The sequence below is a fragment of the Mucilaginibacter pedocola genome (genome assembly GCF_002013915.1).
GTDB classification, from domain to species: domain Bacteria; phylum Bacteroidota; class Bacteroidia; order Sphingobacteriales; family Sphingobacteriaceae; genus Mucilaginibacter; species Mucilaginibacter pedocola.
Window position 1 is genome coordinate 281,192 of the sequence record NZ_MBTF01000023.1, and the last position, 15,430, is coordinate 296,621.

At 46.7% G+C, this 15,430-nt stretch carries 16 protein-coding genes and 1 riboswitch; of the genes, 7 read left to right on the forward strand and 9 right to left on the reverse strand.

Annotated elements, in window-relative coordinates:
• Positions 1-118: 118 nt before the first annotated feature.
• On the reverse strand, positions 119-310 hold the full coding sequence (locus BC343_RS18795; protein ID WP_078349339.1) for a hypothetical protein: 192 nt from the start codon (positions 308-310) through the stop codon (positions 119-121).
• Between the two features lie 42 nt (positions 311-352).
• Complete coding sequence (locus BC343_RS18800; RefSeq protein WP_162276897.1) at positions 353-1,879, reverse strand: CotH kinase family protein; 1,527 nt, start codon at positions 1,877-1,879, stop codon at positions 353-355.
• Between the two features lie 158 nt (positions 1,880-2,037).
• Here BC343_RS18800 and BC343_RS18805 point away from each other — a divergent pair, with 158 nt between their 5' ends.
• Positions 2,038-2,814 carry an SDR family NAD(P)-dependent oxidoreductase gene (locus BC343_RS18805; RefSeq protein ID WP_078349341.1) on the forward strand — a complete coding sequence of 259 codons (777 nt, stop codon included), beginning with the start codon at positions 2,038-2,040 and terminating at the stop codon, positions 2,812-2,814.
• 535 nt (positions 2,815-3,349) lie between these two features.
• On the opposite strand, the gene BC343_RS18815 is transcribed toward BC343_RS18805, so the two are convergent.
• Both BC343_RS18815 and BC343_RS18820 read right to left on the reverse strand, forming a co-directional pair.
• Positions 3,350-3,559, reverse strand: coding sequence for a hypothetical protein (locus BC343_RS18815; protein WP_078349343.1), 210 nt, complete (start codon positions 3,557-3,559; stop codon positions 3,350-3,352).
• 45 nt (positions 3,560-3,604) lie between these two features.
• Positions 3,605-5,254 carry a M28 family metallopeptidase gene (locus tag BC343_RS18820; protein WP_078349344.1) on the reverse strand — a complete coding sequence of 550 codons (1,650 nt, stop codon included), beginning with the start codon at positions 5,252-5,254 and terminating at the stop codon, positions 3,605-3,607.
• A 323-nt stretch (positions 5,255-5,577) separates the two neighbouring features.
• Here BC343_RS18820 and BC343_RS18825 point away from each other — a divergent pair, with 323 nt between their 5' ends.
• Positions 5,578-6,870 (forward strand): HAD-IB family phosphatase, encoded by a 1,293-nt coding sequence (locus tag BC343_RS18825; RefSeq protein WP_078349345.1) that lies wholly within the window; start codon positions 5,578-5,580, stop codon positions 6,868-6,870.
• 98 nt (positions 6,871-6,968) lie between these two features.
• Here the strand turns inward: BC343_RS18825 and BC343_RS18830 are convergent, their stop codons facing one another.
• Both BC343_RS18830 and BC343_RS18835 read right to left on the reverse strand, forming a co-directional pair.
• Positions 6,969-7,439 carry a universal stress protein gene (locus tag BC343_RS18830; RefSeq protein ID WP_078349346.1) on the reverse strand — a complete coding sequence of 157 codons (471 nt, stop codon included), beginning with the start codon at positions 7,437-7,439 and terminating at the stop codon, positions 6,969-6,971.
• A gap of 63 nt (positions 7,440-7,502) precedes the next feature.
• On the reverse strand, positions 7,503-8,840 hold the full coding sequence (locus tag BC343_RS18835) for a voltage-gated chloride channel family protein (protein WP_078349347.1): 1,338 nt from the start codon (positions 8,838-8,840) through the stop codon (positions 7,503-7,505).
• A 27-nt stretch (positions 8,841-8,867) separates the two neighbouring features.
• Positions 8,868-8,932: riboswitch (Fluoride riboswitch) on the reverse strand.
• Between the two features lie 90 nt (positions 8,933-9,022).
• Between BC343_RS18835 and BC343_RS18840 the strand changes: the two genes are divergently transcribed.
• Positions 9,023-9,976 (forward strand): tryptophan 2,3-dioxygenase family protein, encoded by a 954-nt coding sequence (locus tag BC343_RS18840; protein WP_078349348.1) that lies wholly within the window; start codon positions 9,023-9,025, stop codon positions 9,974-9,976.
• A gap of 308 nt (positions 9,977-10,284) precedes the next feature.
• Here BC343_RS18840 and BC343_RS18845 read toward each other — a convergent pair whose 3' ends face one another.
• Positions 10,285-10,683: a hypothetical protein gene (locus BC343_RS18845; protein WP_143822263.1), complete on the reverse strand. Its 399-nt coding sequence runs from the start codon at positions 10,681-10,683 to the stop codon at positions 10,285-10,287.
• Between the two features lie 234 nt (positions 10,684-10,917).
• The gene (locus BC343_RS18850; protein ID WP_078349350.1) at positions 10,918-11,376 is read right to left on the reverse strand and encodes a hypothetical protein; all 459 of its coding nucleotides are present in this window, start codon (positions 11,374-11,376) and stop codon (positions 10,918-10,920) included.
• A gap of 104 nt (positions 11,377-11,480) precedes the next feature.
• Here BC343_RS18850 and BC343_RS18855 point away from each other — a divergent pair, with 104 nt between their 5' ends.
• The 4 genes from BC343_RS18855 (at position 11,481) to BC343_RS18870 (ending at position 14,461) form a co-directional block, all read left to right on the forward strand.
• Positions 11,481-12,545 (forward strand): branched-chain amino acid aminotransferase, encoded by a 1,065-nt coding sequence (locus BC343_RS18855; protein WP_078349351.1) that lies wholly within the window; start codon positions 11,481-11,483, stop codon positions 12,543-12,545.
• Between the two features lie 161 nt (positions 12,546-12,706).
• Positions 12,707-13,069, forward strand: a complete 363-nt coding sequence (locus BC343_RS18860) for a hypothetical protein (protein ID WP_078349352.1) — start codon at positions 12,707-12,709, stop codon at positions 13,067-13,069.
• A gap of 42 nt (positions 13,070-13,111) precedes the next feature.
• Positions 13,112-13,951 (forward strand): sulfurtransferase, encoded by an 840-nt coding sequence (locus tag BC343_RS18865; RefSeq protein ID WP_078349353.1) that lies wholly within the window; start codon positions 13,112-13,114, stop codon positions 13,949-13,951.
• A gap of 36 nt (positions 13,952-13,987) precedes the next feature.
• Positions 13,988-14,461: an SRPBCC family protein gene (locus tag BC343_RS18870; RefSeq protein ID WP_078349354.1), complete on the forward strand. Its 474-nt coding sequence runs from the start codon at positions 13,988-13,990 to the stop codon at positions 14,459-14,461.
• Positions 14,462-14,584: 123 nt separating this feature from the next.
• Here BC343_RS18870 and BC343_RS18875 read toward each other — a convergent pair whose 3' ends face one another.
• Positions 14,585-15,430 carry a hypothetical protein gene (locus BC343_RS18875; RefSeq protein ID WP_078349355.1) on the reverse strand — a complete coding sequence of 282 codons (846 nt, stop codon included), beginning with the start codon at positions 15,428-15,430 and terminating at the stop codon, positions 14,585-14,587.

The window sequence follows — 15,430 nt, forward strand, 5'->3', positions numbered from 1 at the left end:
ATTAGGCAAAACGCATACGCGTTTCACGCGGATCGGCATGAACGATTTATTAACCAGGGGATGGAGATGTAAATATAGTACAGTTTAAGAATATTAAAAAAAATGTTGTTATAACACTTTATTTACGGCTAAGCTGATCTTTCAACAGCAAAATAAAGCTGATGCAGCCCGCAAGGCCAAACCCGCCCGATGCCCCGCGAATAATATCAAACAGCATTGGGTTTTTAGGCGCCGGCACCCAAACTATAATGGCAAACAGCAAAATAGATATGGCCAATAGAATAACGGTACGCGTAACCTGGTTTTTCATGCCCGCAAGATATTGTTTTTTGCGGGCAATGCGGTAAGCTTGTTACTTGATATTGGCATCCAGCCAGGCTATACGTTTGGTAAACCATTCTTTTACATGGGCAACCTCTTTAGGGTAGGTGCCTAAAACAACCGAGTTTGGCCAAACATAAGTACCCAGTATATCCCACTTGGCAAAGTTTTTCTTTTGCGAAAAATAAAAAGCGGCTTCGGTTTTGTCCATATTATCAAGCATAGTGGGTATAGGCCCGGCTTTTAGTTCGGCCCATTTGGCTTTTACTTTGGCAGCGAAGGCAGGGTCTTGGTACAAGCGGCTTATCCATACGCCATTTTTCACCCACCAGCCTTCGGCGTAGCGCGAGTCGCTATAATCGTTATTGCCGGCACCGAGGTCGAAATCCCAGGCGGGGCCCATGCCCAGTTTACCACCGCGGTCTTTGTAATAAAACATGCTCGAAAAGTTTTGCGCATCCTCATTGGCAAACAACTCGTTCACCAAAAACCAGCTGATGAATGAGTCGGTGTTGATATATTTTGCATAACCATTTACCGGGTCGGCAAAATCGGCCGCGAAGATGGCGTTTTCGGTATCCTGTATGTAGGTTTTAATGTAATCGAGCTGCTGGGTGTTGGGGGCCTCGGGCGAGCGCAGGTTCATGGGCAGGCTTTTGCCGGTTTGCCAATGCACAATTTCGCCGTTGCGCTGGTCAAGCTCAATTAAATAGCCGCCAGTAACTGCGGTTGCGCTTACATCACTGGCTTTTAGCTCGGGTATGTTTACGCGCGCTGCATTTATCTCAACTTGCTCGGTAAGGGTGTAGTTGCCCAGGTATTCGCCGTTCATTACAACTTCTACCGGTATGCCATGCTGCGCAAAATCTGATTTTGCCCCCTGTGCCAGCCCGAAGGCAAGCACGTTGCGCATGAGGGTTTTATCGGCATAGTTGGCCAACAATACCCAGTTTTTAGCGCTGGCTAAGCCCAGCACTTTGGCCTTGGTATCAAACTTAAGCCTGTACGGTTTTTTAGGCATGCCCCAGGTGGAGTTGCCGCGCCCTTTTATTTGCAGGGGGATGTTATTCACTTCCTGATCGTACAGCCCCAGTGTATTAATGTTAAGCGAACCGGTTACATAATCATCCTTTGACACCACCGGGCTTGCCGTAGTGAGGTAAAATATAGGCAGGCCCGTAAAGTTAGATAGCGTTATGGTGTACGATTTAGCAACGCCATTTTTAGTTACTGTATATGTTACGGGCTTAGAAAAATCTACAGGGGTAACGCCGCTGGTTTGCGGCACGCCAGCTATGGTTACAGTAGCACCGCTCCTGGTTAAAAAGGTGGGTATAAACGTCATGCTGCTTTCTACCTCGGGCGTTGCGCCTTTCAGTTTATCGGCATCGGCTTCAAAATAAATATCGGCGCTTACTTTACCGGTGTTGTACTTTGTTTCAACGTAAAACCTAAACTCAGGGGTGGTATCGGGCTCAGATGGTATTACGTTCTCATTATCTTTTTTACAGCTAACTATAAATAGGGCAATACACAGGTAAGTAAACGCTTTTCTCATACAGCAAGGGCGCGTAAAACCAATAACGCACATTTGGGCATGCGCGCCAATTGGTTAACATTTAATAATAGGTTTATAATTTGGTAATATAATTGGCTCCTAATTTATGAGATTTTACTGATAATCAATACCCTGATAAAAAGCTATAATTGCGCATTATGGACCTGAAACTTCAAAACAAAGTAGCCCTTGTATTTGCAGCAAGCAAAGGCTTGGGCAAAGCAATAGCATTAACGCTTTCTGCCGAGGGCGCAACGGTAGTAATTGGCTCGCGCAACAAAGCCGAACTTGATAAAACTGCCGCCGAAATAACCGCCCAAACAGGCAATACCGTACTGGCTTTACCTGTAGATGTAAGCAATGCCGATGAGATAGCCGGCTTTATTAAACAGGCTGCCGATACTTTTGGGCGGATAGATATTCTGCTGAATAATGCCGGTGGCCCACCCTTTGATAAGTTTGAAAACATAGACGAAGAACAATGGCAACAAGCGCTTAGCCTTAACCTGATGAGCGTAGCGCGGGCAAGCAAATTGGTGCTGCCTTATATGAAAGCGGCGGGCAGCGGGCGTATTATCAATATCATCAGTGGTTCGGTAAAGGCGGTGCTGGCAGGTTCGGTACTTTCTACCGCAACGCGGATGGGCGTAGTGGGCATGGCCAAAATGATGGCCGACGAGTTTGGCCCTTATAATATTACTGTAAACAACGTGGCACCCGGACTAATACTAACCGACCGTATTAAACATACTCTACCTAAAGATGTGGATATAGAACAAGCCATGAAAGACAAAGCCAAAAGCATCCCTCTTGGCCGCATCGGCGATCCTGAAGAACTGGCATCGCTGGTAGCCTTCCTTGCATCCGATAAGGCAAGCTACATTAGCGGGCAAACCATACAGGTTGATGGCGGGGCAAGCCGTGCGATATATTAATGAACACTAATTGCACTAATTTATTCGAATTTCACTAATGAGATTTACGCTGGTGCGCGCCTGTGGCGCGTTCCATGAGTAATGTTAGGTGGGGTATGTAAGCCGGTCAAACACGCGCGGCACGCGCGCGCCAGCTTTGGGGAACGCTATGCAAAGTTTCAATCCGTTAGCCAGGCACTGGTAACCTTATTGCTAACCGAATCTACCGCTACGTCTAATATTTGCCAATTGATAAATAAAGTGGTGTCTGGAGTGCTCAAGGTGTAGCTATACATACAATCAATATCATCGTCGGGCTTTCCAAGTACCCTAAATAAGCTATCCCGCGAAATGCCATTCAGCACATTTCTTTTTAGTAGATTTTTTACCATACGTCCCCGCAAGTGCCTCGTTCCTGTTTTCCATAATGCCGCATCAAACAAGGTGTCCTTGCTCCTGTAGTCGTTGCTGCGCTTTGGTCCTCCATCGCAAGAAAACATGCAGCAAATTAAAATTGCGATAAGCGCAGCCTTCATGTTAGCAGCAATTTATATGTTCAGGCAACAACCTCTGCCCCTTGTCCCTGCTTCCATTTTATGCCCCAAGCTATGCTTGCAAGCAACGAACCACCTGCTAAACCGCCGGAAAAGCCTTGCATAAAATTAATCAGCTTGGTTTCGGTAAAATAATGTGTAAAGTTGATAACCAGGAAGAGTGAACCGGCTATGATGGTTACGGCCAATGCGGTGTAGAATTTTCTTTTCATGCTATATAATTCGTGGAATTCGTTCTCTTTAGTAACAATTCGCGTTTATTCCCAAAGCGATTTTTCCCTTATCGCTTTAAATTCCGAGCCTGCTTTCCAGCCCGGGAAGCCGCCCTCGTTTGCCAGTTGCAAGCCTAATTGGAACATCAGGCCGGCTGTTTGTGCCATGCCTTGGGTATTCATGGTATCGCTGTAACTATCCGATGGTTGGTGATAGCGGTTATCGTTATATTCTTTTAATTTCTCCATACCATAGGCTTCGCCTTTTTCTATAGAATTGGCGCCGTTGTGCAGGTCTAAAGCGGGCACGCCAACCTTGGCAAAGTTAAAATGGTCCGACCGGTAGTAGCCACCCGAGCCGGGGTTTTTATCGCCAACAACCGTCCAGCCGTTGGGCTTGGTTAAGGCAATTACATAATCGTCCAAATCGTTTTGGCCTTTGCCGGTGATAGAGAAATCGCTGGTTTCGCCAAAGTCGGATAGGGCGTCAATATTCAGGTCGGCAACGGTTTTCTTCAGCGGGAAAATGGGATGTGTGCCATAATACTCCGAACCTAATAAACCCTGCTCTTCGGCGGTAACCGCCAGGAAAACAATGGAGCGCTTAGGTTTACCATTTAGTTGCTTAAACTTTTTGGCAACTGCCAATATAGCCGCAACACCGCTGGCATTATCTACCGCACCATTATAAATACTATCGCCTTTGGCATCGGGCTTGCCAATACCAAAGTGGTCCCAATGGGCGCTGTATAAAACGTATTCGTTAGCCGCAGCGTAGCCTTTTAAAATTGCCACCACATTATGCGATGTAGAGTACTTTAATTTATTTTTCAGCGATACCGATACCGAACTATTGAGAGGCACCGCTTTAAAATCTTTTTTGCGGGCGTAGGCGCGCATATCTTCGGTAATGCCTGCACCTGCCAATAATTTTTTGGCGGTTTCTTCGCTTATCCAGCCCTCTACCTGGCAGCGGTTCATGTGTTTGTCTTCCTGCGTTAAATATAATTTAGAGCCGGTAAAGCTGTTTTGTATCACCTGCCAACCGTAGCTTGCAGGTTCGGTTTGGTGTACTATGAGTACGCCTGCGGCACCCTGGCGGGCGGCTTCTTCGTATTTGTAGGTCCAGCGGCCATAGTAAGTCATGGTATCGCCTTTAAATAATTTTTCGGGCGCTTTAAAGCCGGGGTCGTTCACCAATACCACAACGGTTTTGCCTTTTACATCGAGGCCTTTGTAATCGTTCCAGTTATACTCAGGGGCAACAACACCGTAACCGGCAAATACCAAAGGCGAGTTTGTAAGATCAACGGCGGGCATTTCGCGACGGGTGGCGGCAACAAAATCCTCGCCCATTTTGAGGGAGGCTTGCACTTTGCCTGTTAGCTGTAGGGTGGGAGCGGCAGCCGGCCCAATTTCAACCATAGGCACATCCTGATAATAACTACCATTGTTACCGGGTTCTAAACCCAGCTTTTTAAACTGGGATGATATATACGCAATGGTTTTATCCTCGCCCACGGTAAACGGCTTACGGCCCAGTAACGAATCGTTAGCCAGAACGGCAATGTGCTGTTTAATATCTGCTGCCAATTCCGGGTCGGTAGTGGCGGTGTTTTCTTTTTCGTGCGAGCAACTGGTTATAACTGCAGCAAAACCGCAAATGGCAATAAACCGGGCTAATTTGGTATTCATAGGTTTTTGGGGAACTTTAAAAATCAAATATATAAAAGCAGTTTATTGTTTAGGTATCAATACGTCAATTTAACCGCGGAGAACACAGAGGTTGCGCGGAGGTTCGCAGAGTTTTTTTGAAGGCGGCTTATAAGGGAGGGGGGATGCCTAAAGTAAACTTTTAAAAAACTTACTGGTGGCTTTGCAAAGTCTCTGTGCACCTCCGCGGTTTTCACTCTGTGGCCTCCGTGGTTAAATAACTCGCCGCATTAAATAAGCAATTAAAAACCTTCCCCCCTTACCTCAAAATTTTGCACATTTGCAGCACCGTATACTGTACTCCAATGGATCAATACTTTATAATAGATTTCGATAGCACCTTTACCCAGGTAGAAGCGCTTGACGAACTTGCCCGCATATCCCTGAAAAATCATCCCGACAGAGAATCTATCTACAAACAAATAGAGGACCTGACCAATGCATCAATGGAAGGCCGCCTTTCGTTCACCGAGAGCTTGCAGGCCCGCGTTCGTTTGCTTTGCGCCAACCGCGACCATTTGAAGCTGCTGATTAGCCATTTGAAGAAGAAAGTATCTACATCGTTCTCGCGCAATACTATTTTCTTTAAAAACCACCAGGATGAGGTTTTGATCGTGTCGGGCGGCTTCAAGGAGTTTATTACGCCGGTAGTTACCGAGTACCATATCAAAAAAGAGAATATCTACGCCAACACCTTCGTATTTGATGAAGAAGGTAACATTGTAGGTTACGACCACGACAACCCCCTGTCGCAAGAAGGAGGTAAAGTAAAGCTACTGAAAGAGCTTAACTTGCAGGGCGATATTTATGGCATTGGCGATGGTTATTCCGATTTCCAGTTGAAGGAATCGGGCATGATCAAAAAGTTTTTCGCTTTTACCGAGAACATCGAACGCCAATCTGTTATAGAAAAGGCCGACCACATTACGCCCAGCTTTGATGAGTTCCTGTACATCAACAAACTGCCAAGGGCTATATCGTACCCTAAAAACCGCATTAAGTGTTTGGTGGTAGGCGATATTGATGAAGAAGCTTTAGCGCAGATGAAACGCGAAGGTTACAACCTGCGCCATAAAGAAACCATTGAAGATAAGTACCTGGAAGAAGCCGGCGTATTGTTTTGCGATGAGGCCAACCAGCCAACCGTGGAGCAAATACAAAATGCAGGGCGCTTAAAAGTTATTGGCTGCTTTGGCAGGGTTGCCAGCCGTAAATTGTCTGAAGCTGCCTGTGCCGCCGGTATCATCATTTTCGACGACCCGAAAGATAACCCCCGCAACTCGGACTTTATCCCTAAACGCGTTATTGCCTTTATGAACGAAGGCCGCACGCACATGAGCTGCAACTTCCCGGATCTGCAGCCACCACGCAATAATAACGCGCACCGACTGATACACATCCACACCAACGTGCCCGGTATTTTGGCCAAAATAAACGAGGTTTTTGCCCGCCACAACATTAACATTGTTGGCGAGTTTTTGGTTACCAACGCCCAAATAGGCTACGTAATTACCGATGTAAACGTAGGCTACGAAACCACGGTACTGAATGAGTTGAAAGCGATAGAGGAAACGATAAAATTCAGGCTACTTTATTAGAGATCAGGGATAAGTAATATCGAATAATTAATTTCGAACGCTGAATAACGAAGTAGAAAAACCTTCGAAATTCATTATTCAGCATTCGGTGTTTGATATTATTTCTCAGCCAAAGGTACCACCAACACCGGCACCTCAGAGTGCCTTACTACGCTCTCGGCAACGCTGCCCATAAAAAAGCGGTCGAGGCCTGTGCGGCTGTGTGTGCCAATTACTATTAGGTCGGCATTAAATTCTTTGCTGCAATGGAGTATACCCTCGGCAGTGGCGCCAAATTCGCTGAAGTGGGTAACCTGCAAATCGCCTGCATATTTTTCTATGGTACGGTCTACCAGGCTTTCGGATAAGTGTTCCTGCACATTCAGCATTTCCACGTCGTTAACACCCGGGTCTTCATAAGGCAGCCCCGTAATAGTATCATTGGTGGTAATGGGCGTTACAACCGGTTCAACAATATGTACCAGCCCTACGTGTGCGTTAAAAGTTTTGGCTAAGTCGAAGCCATAAGAGGCTGCGTAGTCGGCAAATTTGCTGTCGTCTATCCCAATAAGTATCCTGCTAATTTTCATGGCTGCATGCTGTGGTATTTCTACTATAACAATACAGATGCAATATGTTTTAGGTCATAAAAATTAAAGCCTGTATTTGCCAAAAATGCGTTGCAGGTATTTCGGTTTGCCGGTTTCGCTTTCAGGAAGCTTTTGCTGAGCAGTGCGCTGTGCCGAATAAATGCCACCCTCGCCGCTGAAGAAATAGGCCGTGAAGCAAGCTACGGCAAACAGTAAAGCGTGCTCGCCGCCAAAAAGCTCTATACCCATTAGCGTACAGGCCAACGGTGTATTGGTGGCGCCGGCAAAAACCGCTATAAAACCCAGCGCAGCAAACAAACCAATTGGTGCATTCATCAATTCGCCCAGGGTATTGCCCAGCGTAGCACCAATATAAAATAATGGTGTAACCTCGCCGCCTTTAAAACCACTGCCGAGGGTAACCGCGGTGTATACCAATTTCCAAAACCAGCTGAAGTTAAGCGCGCCTCCTTGCTGAAAGGCTGAAACAATGGTAACAGCGCCGGGGTATTCAGGCTCTACGCCGAGGCTCAGGTAATCGGGCCGGCCGAGTATAAAGGTTAATCCGATAATAATTATCGCGCCGCAAACAGGCATTAGCCAGCTGATTTTTATCCATTTAAGCAGAGTGCTTTTAACCAAATGCACGGCTTTTGCAAAGGCCATAGCTGCCAGCCCGAACAAGGCTGCAGCCAAAATAACTTTTGCCAGCAGCATAAAGTTTACCGGTACGTGCTTGCCGTACAACAGCTGACCAGTATCAATCAAATCAATATGGTAAAGCGTATGTTTAATACCCCATGCCGAAACCGTAACATCGCCAACAAGCCCTGCTATTAAGCAAGGAAGCAACGCAGTATAATTAATACGCCCAATGGCAATAACCTCCAGCGCGAAGATGGTCCCGGTTAAAGGTGTACCGAATACCGCCCCGAAGCCTGCCGCTACACCGGCGGTCAGCAAAGTTTTCTTGTCAGCCTCATCTAACCTGAACCAGCCCGAAAACAAGTTGGCCAAACTGCCGCCAATCTGCACTGCGGTACCCTCGCGCCCTGCCGAGCCACCAAAGAGGTGCGTAATAACAGTAGTAACCAAAATAAGCGGTGCCATGCGTTTGGGCACGCCTGCACCCGGTTGGTGTATCTCATCAATAATAAGGTTGTTGCCGCGCTCGGCGCTTTGCCCGTACCATTTGTATAGCAGGTGTATAATAATACCTGCCAAAGGCAACAGGTACAGCAGCCAGGTGTGGGCAAACCGGTAATGAATAGCCCAACTGAGCAGCCATAAAAACAAGGCTACCATACTGCCAATAGCCACAGCAACGGGCATAACAATAACCGACCAACGGATGAGGTACTTTAAAAGTGAAACCTGGTTTGAGAAGAAATTTTTGAACATAAACCTACATGCAAATAAATAAACAATATTTGAGTGGGAGCCATCAGCCTTGCAGCGGTTCAAATAGGCGGAGCACCATCGCCCTTCGTGAATAAGACAAAATTAAGTAAAAAGTCGAAAGTTAAAAGTCCTAAGTGTTTTAGACTTTCGACTTCCTGCTCAAGACTCCTATCTTTGCCTCTATGAGCATCTCGCCGGAAATAGAACAAAAGTTAGCTTTACTACAGGAGAAATACGAGGCCATGGGCCAGGATATGAGCAGCTACCTGGATGGCTTACTGCATGCCGACTTCCTTACTTATTGGGATTACATCCACCTGGATACTTTACTGAGCCTGCAAAGCCCCAAAACGCCTTTCCCGGATGAAGAGATCTTCATTATGTACCACCAGATAACGGAGCTATACTTTAAACTTAGCCTGCACGAGTGCAAACAAATTGCCGATGCGCAACCGCTTAGCGTAGAGTTTTTTACTGCGAGGGTGCAACGCATCAACCGCTATTTTGAAGCGCTAACCAACTCCTTCGAAATTATGGTAGATGGTATGGAGAAGGAGCAATTCCTGCAATTCAGGATGTCGCTACTCCCGGCCAGTGGTTTCCAGAGCGGGCAATACCGCATGATAGAGATACATGCTACAGATTTTATTAACCTGGTAGCCAAAGACCGCCGCGAAGGATTACGCGATGCCTCGATAGAAGAACAATTCGAATACATTTATTGGAAGTTTGGCGCAACGGAACTATCAACCGGCAAGAAAACGCTTACGCTGAAACAGTTCGAGAAGAAGTATGCCAAAACGTTTATCGAGATGGGTAACGGCCTCACCCAAACTAACTTTTACCACCTTTATAAACAACTGGCCGAAAGTGGTGCCGATACAACTTTGTTAAAAGAGCAATTGAGGCAACTGGATATCAACGTGAATGTGAACTGGCCGCTATCGCACTACAAATCTGCCGTACGCTACCTGCACCGCGAACCTGAAGAAATAAAGGCCACGGGCGGCACCAACTGGCAGAAGTACCTGCCTCCGCGTTTTCAAAAGCGGGTGTTCTACCCTTCGCTATGGTCGGCAGAAGAATTGGATAATTGGGGCAAAGGCTGGGTTGATAAGGTGGTGAGCGGTTTGTAATACGCGCCCATTTTTATATACGCCGAGCCTACGGCTCTCTAATTTGTTTATGCTTTTACCTCGGGTTAAAACCCGGGGCTACAATATTGGCCGAGGCTACGCCTCTTCATGTTGGCCTGATATCTTCTCAGAGCCATCGGCTCGTTTCATATTGTAGCCGTGGGTTTCAACCCACGGTTCACGTCATCCCGATTTATTTCGGCACCCCACACGGCAGGTAGCGTTCATGCAAAGCGGCTTATATGATGGGGTTCTGAAACAAGTTCAGAATGACGATTTTTTATTCAACCCAAGGCGAAGATGAATAATCAACACCCGCCATCGCCGATCACATTTTGTTTAAATACAATTTTCGCACCTTCGTAAACGGTAAGTACAGCGGTAAATGTGTAATATTCGTCATCTTCCTGCTTTCTTTCTGAGGCTTTTACATTCAGCCTGTATTTCCCGCTTACCATTTCAAGCTTGCCGGCAACTTGCTTTGTTTTAAACCTTAAAAGCTTTCCGTTTATCTTCAGCATAGCATCCTCAAAGTTATTCGCGTAAAGCATTCGCCCGGCCTTTTTATCTTTTTTGTTAAGATACAGTGCATCACCGCAGCCATACATATCATCGGGTACTTCGGTAAATGTAGAGAGCTTGAATGCTTGTTGAGCATGGCAAGGCGAAGCAAGGCCAAAAAATAAAAGGAGAGTGTATCTGATCATTTTTTGCGGATGTTGTTTAGGTTAAGTTTATGACTTTTGTATCATTCTTTCTTTTGAGAGGCGTAGCCTTGCCTCATATTGTAGCCGTGGGTTTCAACCCATGGTTCACGTCATCGCGATTTATTTCGGCCCCCCCCACGGCAGGTAGCGTTCATGCAAAGCGGCTTTGCATGGTGGCTTACATGATGGGGTTCTGAAACAAGTTCAGAATGACGTTTTTAGTTGCCCCCTCGGTTATTTCACCGTCATCAAGCTATGCTCTCTCACCCTTTCGGCTATCAGCTTTTGTATCTCATCAAAGCCTTCAAATTTATCCATTACAAACACCGAACGCTTGGCGGGGAGTTTGCTGATGAGGTGAATACCTTGTTTGGCCTCTTTTATCTGCCTGATGTTTTCAAAAGCAATAGCAGCCTCGGGCTGGCCGGGTACGTGCAGGGTTATTTTATCATCATCAACCGTAAGTTGGGTACCGTCGGTATTAGCGAAATATTTTTTACGGCCAAATACAAAGCCAACAGCCAATGCAGCGGCAATGGCGAAAAATATAATGATGTTGGTAGTACCGCCTGTGCGGTAAAGTAAGTTGTATGAAAAAACAGCAATTATAGCTGCAAATGAAGCTAAGATAGTGATGGTCCACGACCGCTTTAATTCGGCGCGGCCCTGGGCACTGAGGGCGTATTTCAACATTTGTTTAAAGGGTTAAGCCTACTAATATACTTTATGACAGCATAAAAATAAAATATGCAGCGAAAAATATTTAACTTGCCATTTTTCGACTAATACGTACTGTCATGACCGAAACATTGGATTTCAAAACTACAAAAACGTCGAAATCGCGTTTACAGGAAACGGATTTTGACAACCTGCCCTTTGGGCGCACCTTTACCGACCACATGTTTGTGGCCGATTATGCTGATGGCGAATGGAAGAATTTCGAAATTGTTCCTTACGGCCCTATCGAGCTAAGCCCTGCCATTTCTGCACTACATTATGGCCAGGCATTTTTTGAAGGTATTAAAGCTTACAAGCATGCAGATGGAACGGTCACCATCTTCCGCCCGGATAAAAATGCTATTCGTTTCAATAAATCGGCAGAGCGCCTTTGCATGCCTACCCTGCCCGAAGATATTTTTGTGAGCAGTATTGCCGCCGTGGTTGATATTGACCGCGACTGGATACCAACACAACCAAACCACGCCCTTTACATCAGGCCGTTCATGTTCGCTACCGACCCATATTTGGGCGTAACGCCGTCGGGTACCTACAAATACATGGTGCTTATTGGCCCCGTTGGCCCTTACTTTTCAAAAGCCCTACGCGTAAAAATTGAAACACATTACACTCGCGCTGCCGAAGGTGGTATGGGGTATGCAAAAGCTGCCGGTAACTACGGTTCATCAATGCTGCCGGGCCGTAAAGCTGCCGAAGAAGGCTTTGACCAATTGATATGGACTGACGCTAAAGACCATGCCTACATTGAAGAAATGGGCGCCGCTAACGCGATGTTCCTGTTAGATGGTGTGTTGATCACCGCCGAAGCAGGCAACACAATTTTGGATGGTGTAACCCGAGATACGGTTATTGCTTTGGCCAAAGAGTGGGGCATTAAGGTTGAAGAGCGCAAAGTTTCGGTTGCCGAAATTATTGAAGGCGCCAAAAACGGTAAACTAACCGATGCTTTTGGTGCAGGTACTGCTGCAACCATTGCGCCGGTAGGCTCTATCAGCTACAATGGCGAAGAGTATTTCCTGAGCGACCCTAAAACCCGCGAGTTCAGCAACCGCGTGTTCCAAACCCTGGATGATATTAAGTACGGCCGCGTTGCCGATACCCACGGCTGGAATTATACCGTATAATTTTAGTTTAGATATTTTGGAGCCCTGCAGAGATGCGGGGCTTCTTGGTTTAACACGATTAAAGGATTTATTGATTTACACGATGCCGGGCGCAGATACAATTTACTTCCTGCTGATAACTATTCTCTAACCTTTTAATCTCTATTATCTATATTTAAGACGTGCCTTATAAATTTTACAGCAGCCGCGAAAAGTTGAAGCGTATACCGCTTTATTATTTCCTGTTGATTTTGATTGCCTGTTTCCCGATAATTATTGTTGCTACTGCATCCTGTATAGCCGAGGCTAACGATTGTGTAATAAATGAGGCCGGCGCACACCCTTGTTATATTGGCAAAACAGATTATGGCGAACTGCTTTCTGTGATGTTTGTTTTTGTCTGGCTAATGCTGGTTACTATACCAGGTGGTATTGTAGCGCTTGTTTGGCTCACCTACGCTACTATACACGATGTGAGGTTTCATTCCGGAAAAGGCAGAACAGCTTATGATACATGGTTGGAACAGCTTAAAAATAGGCGATAAGTTCGCAGGCATTTATATATTTGCTTAAAACAATAAACACCTATGTCTCCTCTTATTGAAGTTACCGACCCGCATATACTTGATGGTTCTGCCGTATTAATTGATGTTCGCGGCGGCGCTGATGCGCACGAACGTTATTTAGCAGGGCACTTACCCAAAGCCGTTTTTGCCGGGCTTGATGCCGATTTGGCCAGCCATCCCGAAGATGCCGCCAATGGTGGCCGCCATCCGCTGCCAACGCTAGAAGATTTTGCGGACACTTTACAGCGTTGGGGCGTAACACCCGATAGCCACGTAATAGTTTACGACGATAAGGCCGCTGCCATGGGTGGTGCACGCCTGTGGTGGATGCTGCGCTCGATAGGGCATACCAACGTACAGGTAATAAACGGCGGACTTAAAGCCGCTACCGATGCCGGTATTGAACTGGCCACCGGCGATCACCAAAACGAGCCTGCTGCTGCACCGTACGCTATCCCCGCCGAATACACCAATACAGTAGATATAGAAGAAGTAAAACAAGCTGCTAAAGACGAAGGCCGCGTGGTAATAGATGTGCGCGAGGGCGTGCGTTACCAGGGCATTACCGAGCCGCTTGATAAAATTGCAGGACACATACCCGGCGCGGTTAATCTGTTTTATAGCAACAGCATGTCGCCCGAAGGCAAATTTCTTACCTCGCAGGCGCTTAATACCCTTTACAGTGAAGTGATAGGCGATGTGCTGCCTAAAGATGTTATTGTGCACTGCGGATCGGGCGTAACGGCCTGCCATACCTTGCTGGGGATGGAGCACGCGGGTATTATAGGCCCAAAACTCTACGTAGGATCGTGGAGCGAATGGAGCCGCCGCGACCTGCCCATTGCCACTACCGAAAAATAATATCAAACAGCAAATAGCGCCGCGCGTTACCCCTCTGTGAAAACATACGTTTTAAAGCTTACGCAAAACCTGCCCATCAGTTTAGATGAGGCCTGGGATTTTTTTTCGTCGCCCCATAACCTGGCGCGCATTACCCCGCCGGAGATGAACTTTATCGTCACCAGTGTTTATAATGGCGATGCTAAGATGTACCCGGGCATGATCATCACCTACAAGGTATCACCTGTGTTAGGTATTCCTTTGCGTTGGATGACGGAGATAACCCATGTGCAGGAAGGCAAGTACTTTGTAGATGAGCAACGCTTTGGCCCTTACGCGCTGTGGCATCACCAGCACCATTTTAAAGAGATACCCGGCGGTGTAGAAATGACCGACCTGCTGCACTACGCCATACCCTTTGGCCCCATAGGCAGGCTTACCAATGCCGTAATGGTAGGTAAAAAAGTGCGCAAGGTATTCGAGTTCCGCAAAAAGGCGGTGAAGGATATTTTTGGTGTGTACAAAGGATAATTACGAACCATAATAAAACAAACAGGCCGCGAATTTCGCGGCCTGTTTGTTTTATGCTCTTATCGGTGGAATCAACCCCAATCGGTGAAATCTGTGTGAATCCCAATCGGTGGAATCCCAAAATCAAATCTTTAATATCGCCTGCAAAGCACCACCATAACCTACACCGGTATTGCGCCCTGCAAAGGTGTAAAAGCCATTGCCGAACAATGAGAAACGGCGGCTAAAGGTATGGCCTATGTTGATAGCGCCTTTGGTGAAGGCAAAATCGCGGTTGATGCTTAAGTTTTGATTGAAGGTTTTGTTAGCACTCGATGAACGCTGCCCGCCAACCTCGAAGCTTACCTGGTTGCGTTTATCCAATGGCACACCAAGCAGGGCCGAATAAATAATAACGTTAGGACCCTGGCTATCAAAATAACGACGGTAGCCTGTTTCTACATTGAAATAGCAACCACGCAGGAAGTTTTTGCTGAAGCTACCGGTGTACATAAATTTAATTTCGGACCCGAAAACACCGTAACCCAGGTCGAGGTCCTGATCTCCGTTTTTATAGAGCGGCGCAATACCCGATACCTGTACCGAGAAGTATGCCTTATAATCGAAGTTAACCAGTGCATAGCTTAAGCCGGCCTGTATATCGCCAAAGCCAAAACTTTGCTGGTAGGTGGTACCGGCAGTGCTGGTGAACTGGCTGCGTTGGTCGGGTGCCAAAACGTTTACAATAAGGTCTAACCGGCGGGTTATGCCATAGCCAACATATAGGCCGTAAGCATAGCTGGTAAACTGGCTATTGCCTGCCGGGGTTACCTTGCGGCCGCCGCTATCGTATATTTTGCTGGAGTGGTAGTAGTTAAATGATGGCACTACGATGTTGCGGTACTTGCCAATGGGCCAGCCTGCAAATGCCTGCTGCCGTGCCGAGCCGAGGATAACCAGTAATAAGCAAAGTATGTAAGTTCTTTTCAT

What these genes read in the sequence shown, in the direction of transcription:
- BC343_RS18820 (WP_078349344.1), bottom strand. Translation starts at nt 5,254, where the DNA reads ATGAATACCAAATTAGCCCGGTTTATTGCCATTTGCGGTTTTGCTGCA.
- BC343_RS18865 (WP_078349353.1), top strand. Translation starts at nt 13,112, where the DNA reads ATGTCTCCTCTTATTGAAGTTACCGACCCGCATATACTTGATGGTTCT.
- BC343_RS18795 (WP_078349339.1), bottom strand. Translation starts at nt 310, where the DNA reads ATGAAAAACCAGGTTACGCGTACCGTTATTCTATTGGCCATATCTATT.
- BC343_RS18800 (WP_162276897.1), bottom strand. Translation starts at nt 1,879, where the DNA reads ATGAGAAAAGCGTTTACTTACCTGTGTATTGCCCTATTTATAGTTAGC.
- BC343_RS18840 (WP_078349348.1), top strand. Translation starts at nt 9,023, where the DNA reads ATGAGCATCTCGCCGGAAATAGAACAAAAGTTAGCTTTACTACAGGAG.
- BC343_RS18825 (WP_078349345.1), top strand. Translation starts at nt 5,578, where the DNA reads ATGGATCAATACTTTATAATAGATTTCGATAGCACCTTTACCCAGGTA.
- BC343_RS18815 (WP_078349343.1), bottom strand. Translation starts at nt 3,559, where the DNA reads ATGAAAAGAAAATTCTACACCGCATTGGCCGTAACCATCATAGCCGGT.
- BC343_RS18855 (WP_078349351.1), top strand. Translation starts at nt 11,481, where the DNA reads ATGACCGAAACATTGGATTTCAAAACTACAAAAACGTCGAAATCGCGT.
- BC343_RS18830 (WP_078349346.1), bottom strand. Translation starts at nt 7,439, where the DNA reads ATGAAAATTAGCAGGATACTTATTGGGATAGACGACAGCAAATTTGCC.
- BC343_RS18845 (WP_143822263.1), bottom strand. Translation starts at nt 10,683, where the DNA reads ATGATCAGATACACTCTCCTTTTATTTTTTGGCCTTGCTTCGCCTTGC.
- BC343_RS18805 (WP_078349341.1), top strand. Translation starts at nt 2,038, where the DNA reads ATGGACCTGAAACTTCAAAACAAAGTAGCCCTTGTATTTGCAGCAAGC.
- BC343_RS18835 (WP_078349347.1), bottom strand. Translation starts at nt 8,840, where the DNA reads ATGTTCAAAAATTTCTTCTCAAACCAGGTTTCACTTTTAAAGTACCTC.
- BC343_RS18875 (WP_078349355.1), bottom strand. Translation starts at nt 15,430, where the DNA reads ATGAAAAGAACTTACATACTTTGCTTATTACTGGTTATCCTCGGCTCG.
- BC343_RS18850 (WP_078349350.1), bottom strand. Translation starts at nt 11,376, where the DNA reads ATGTTGAAATACGCCCTCAGTGCCCAGGGCCGCGCCGAATTAAAGCGG.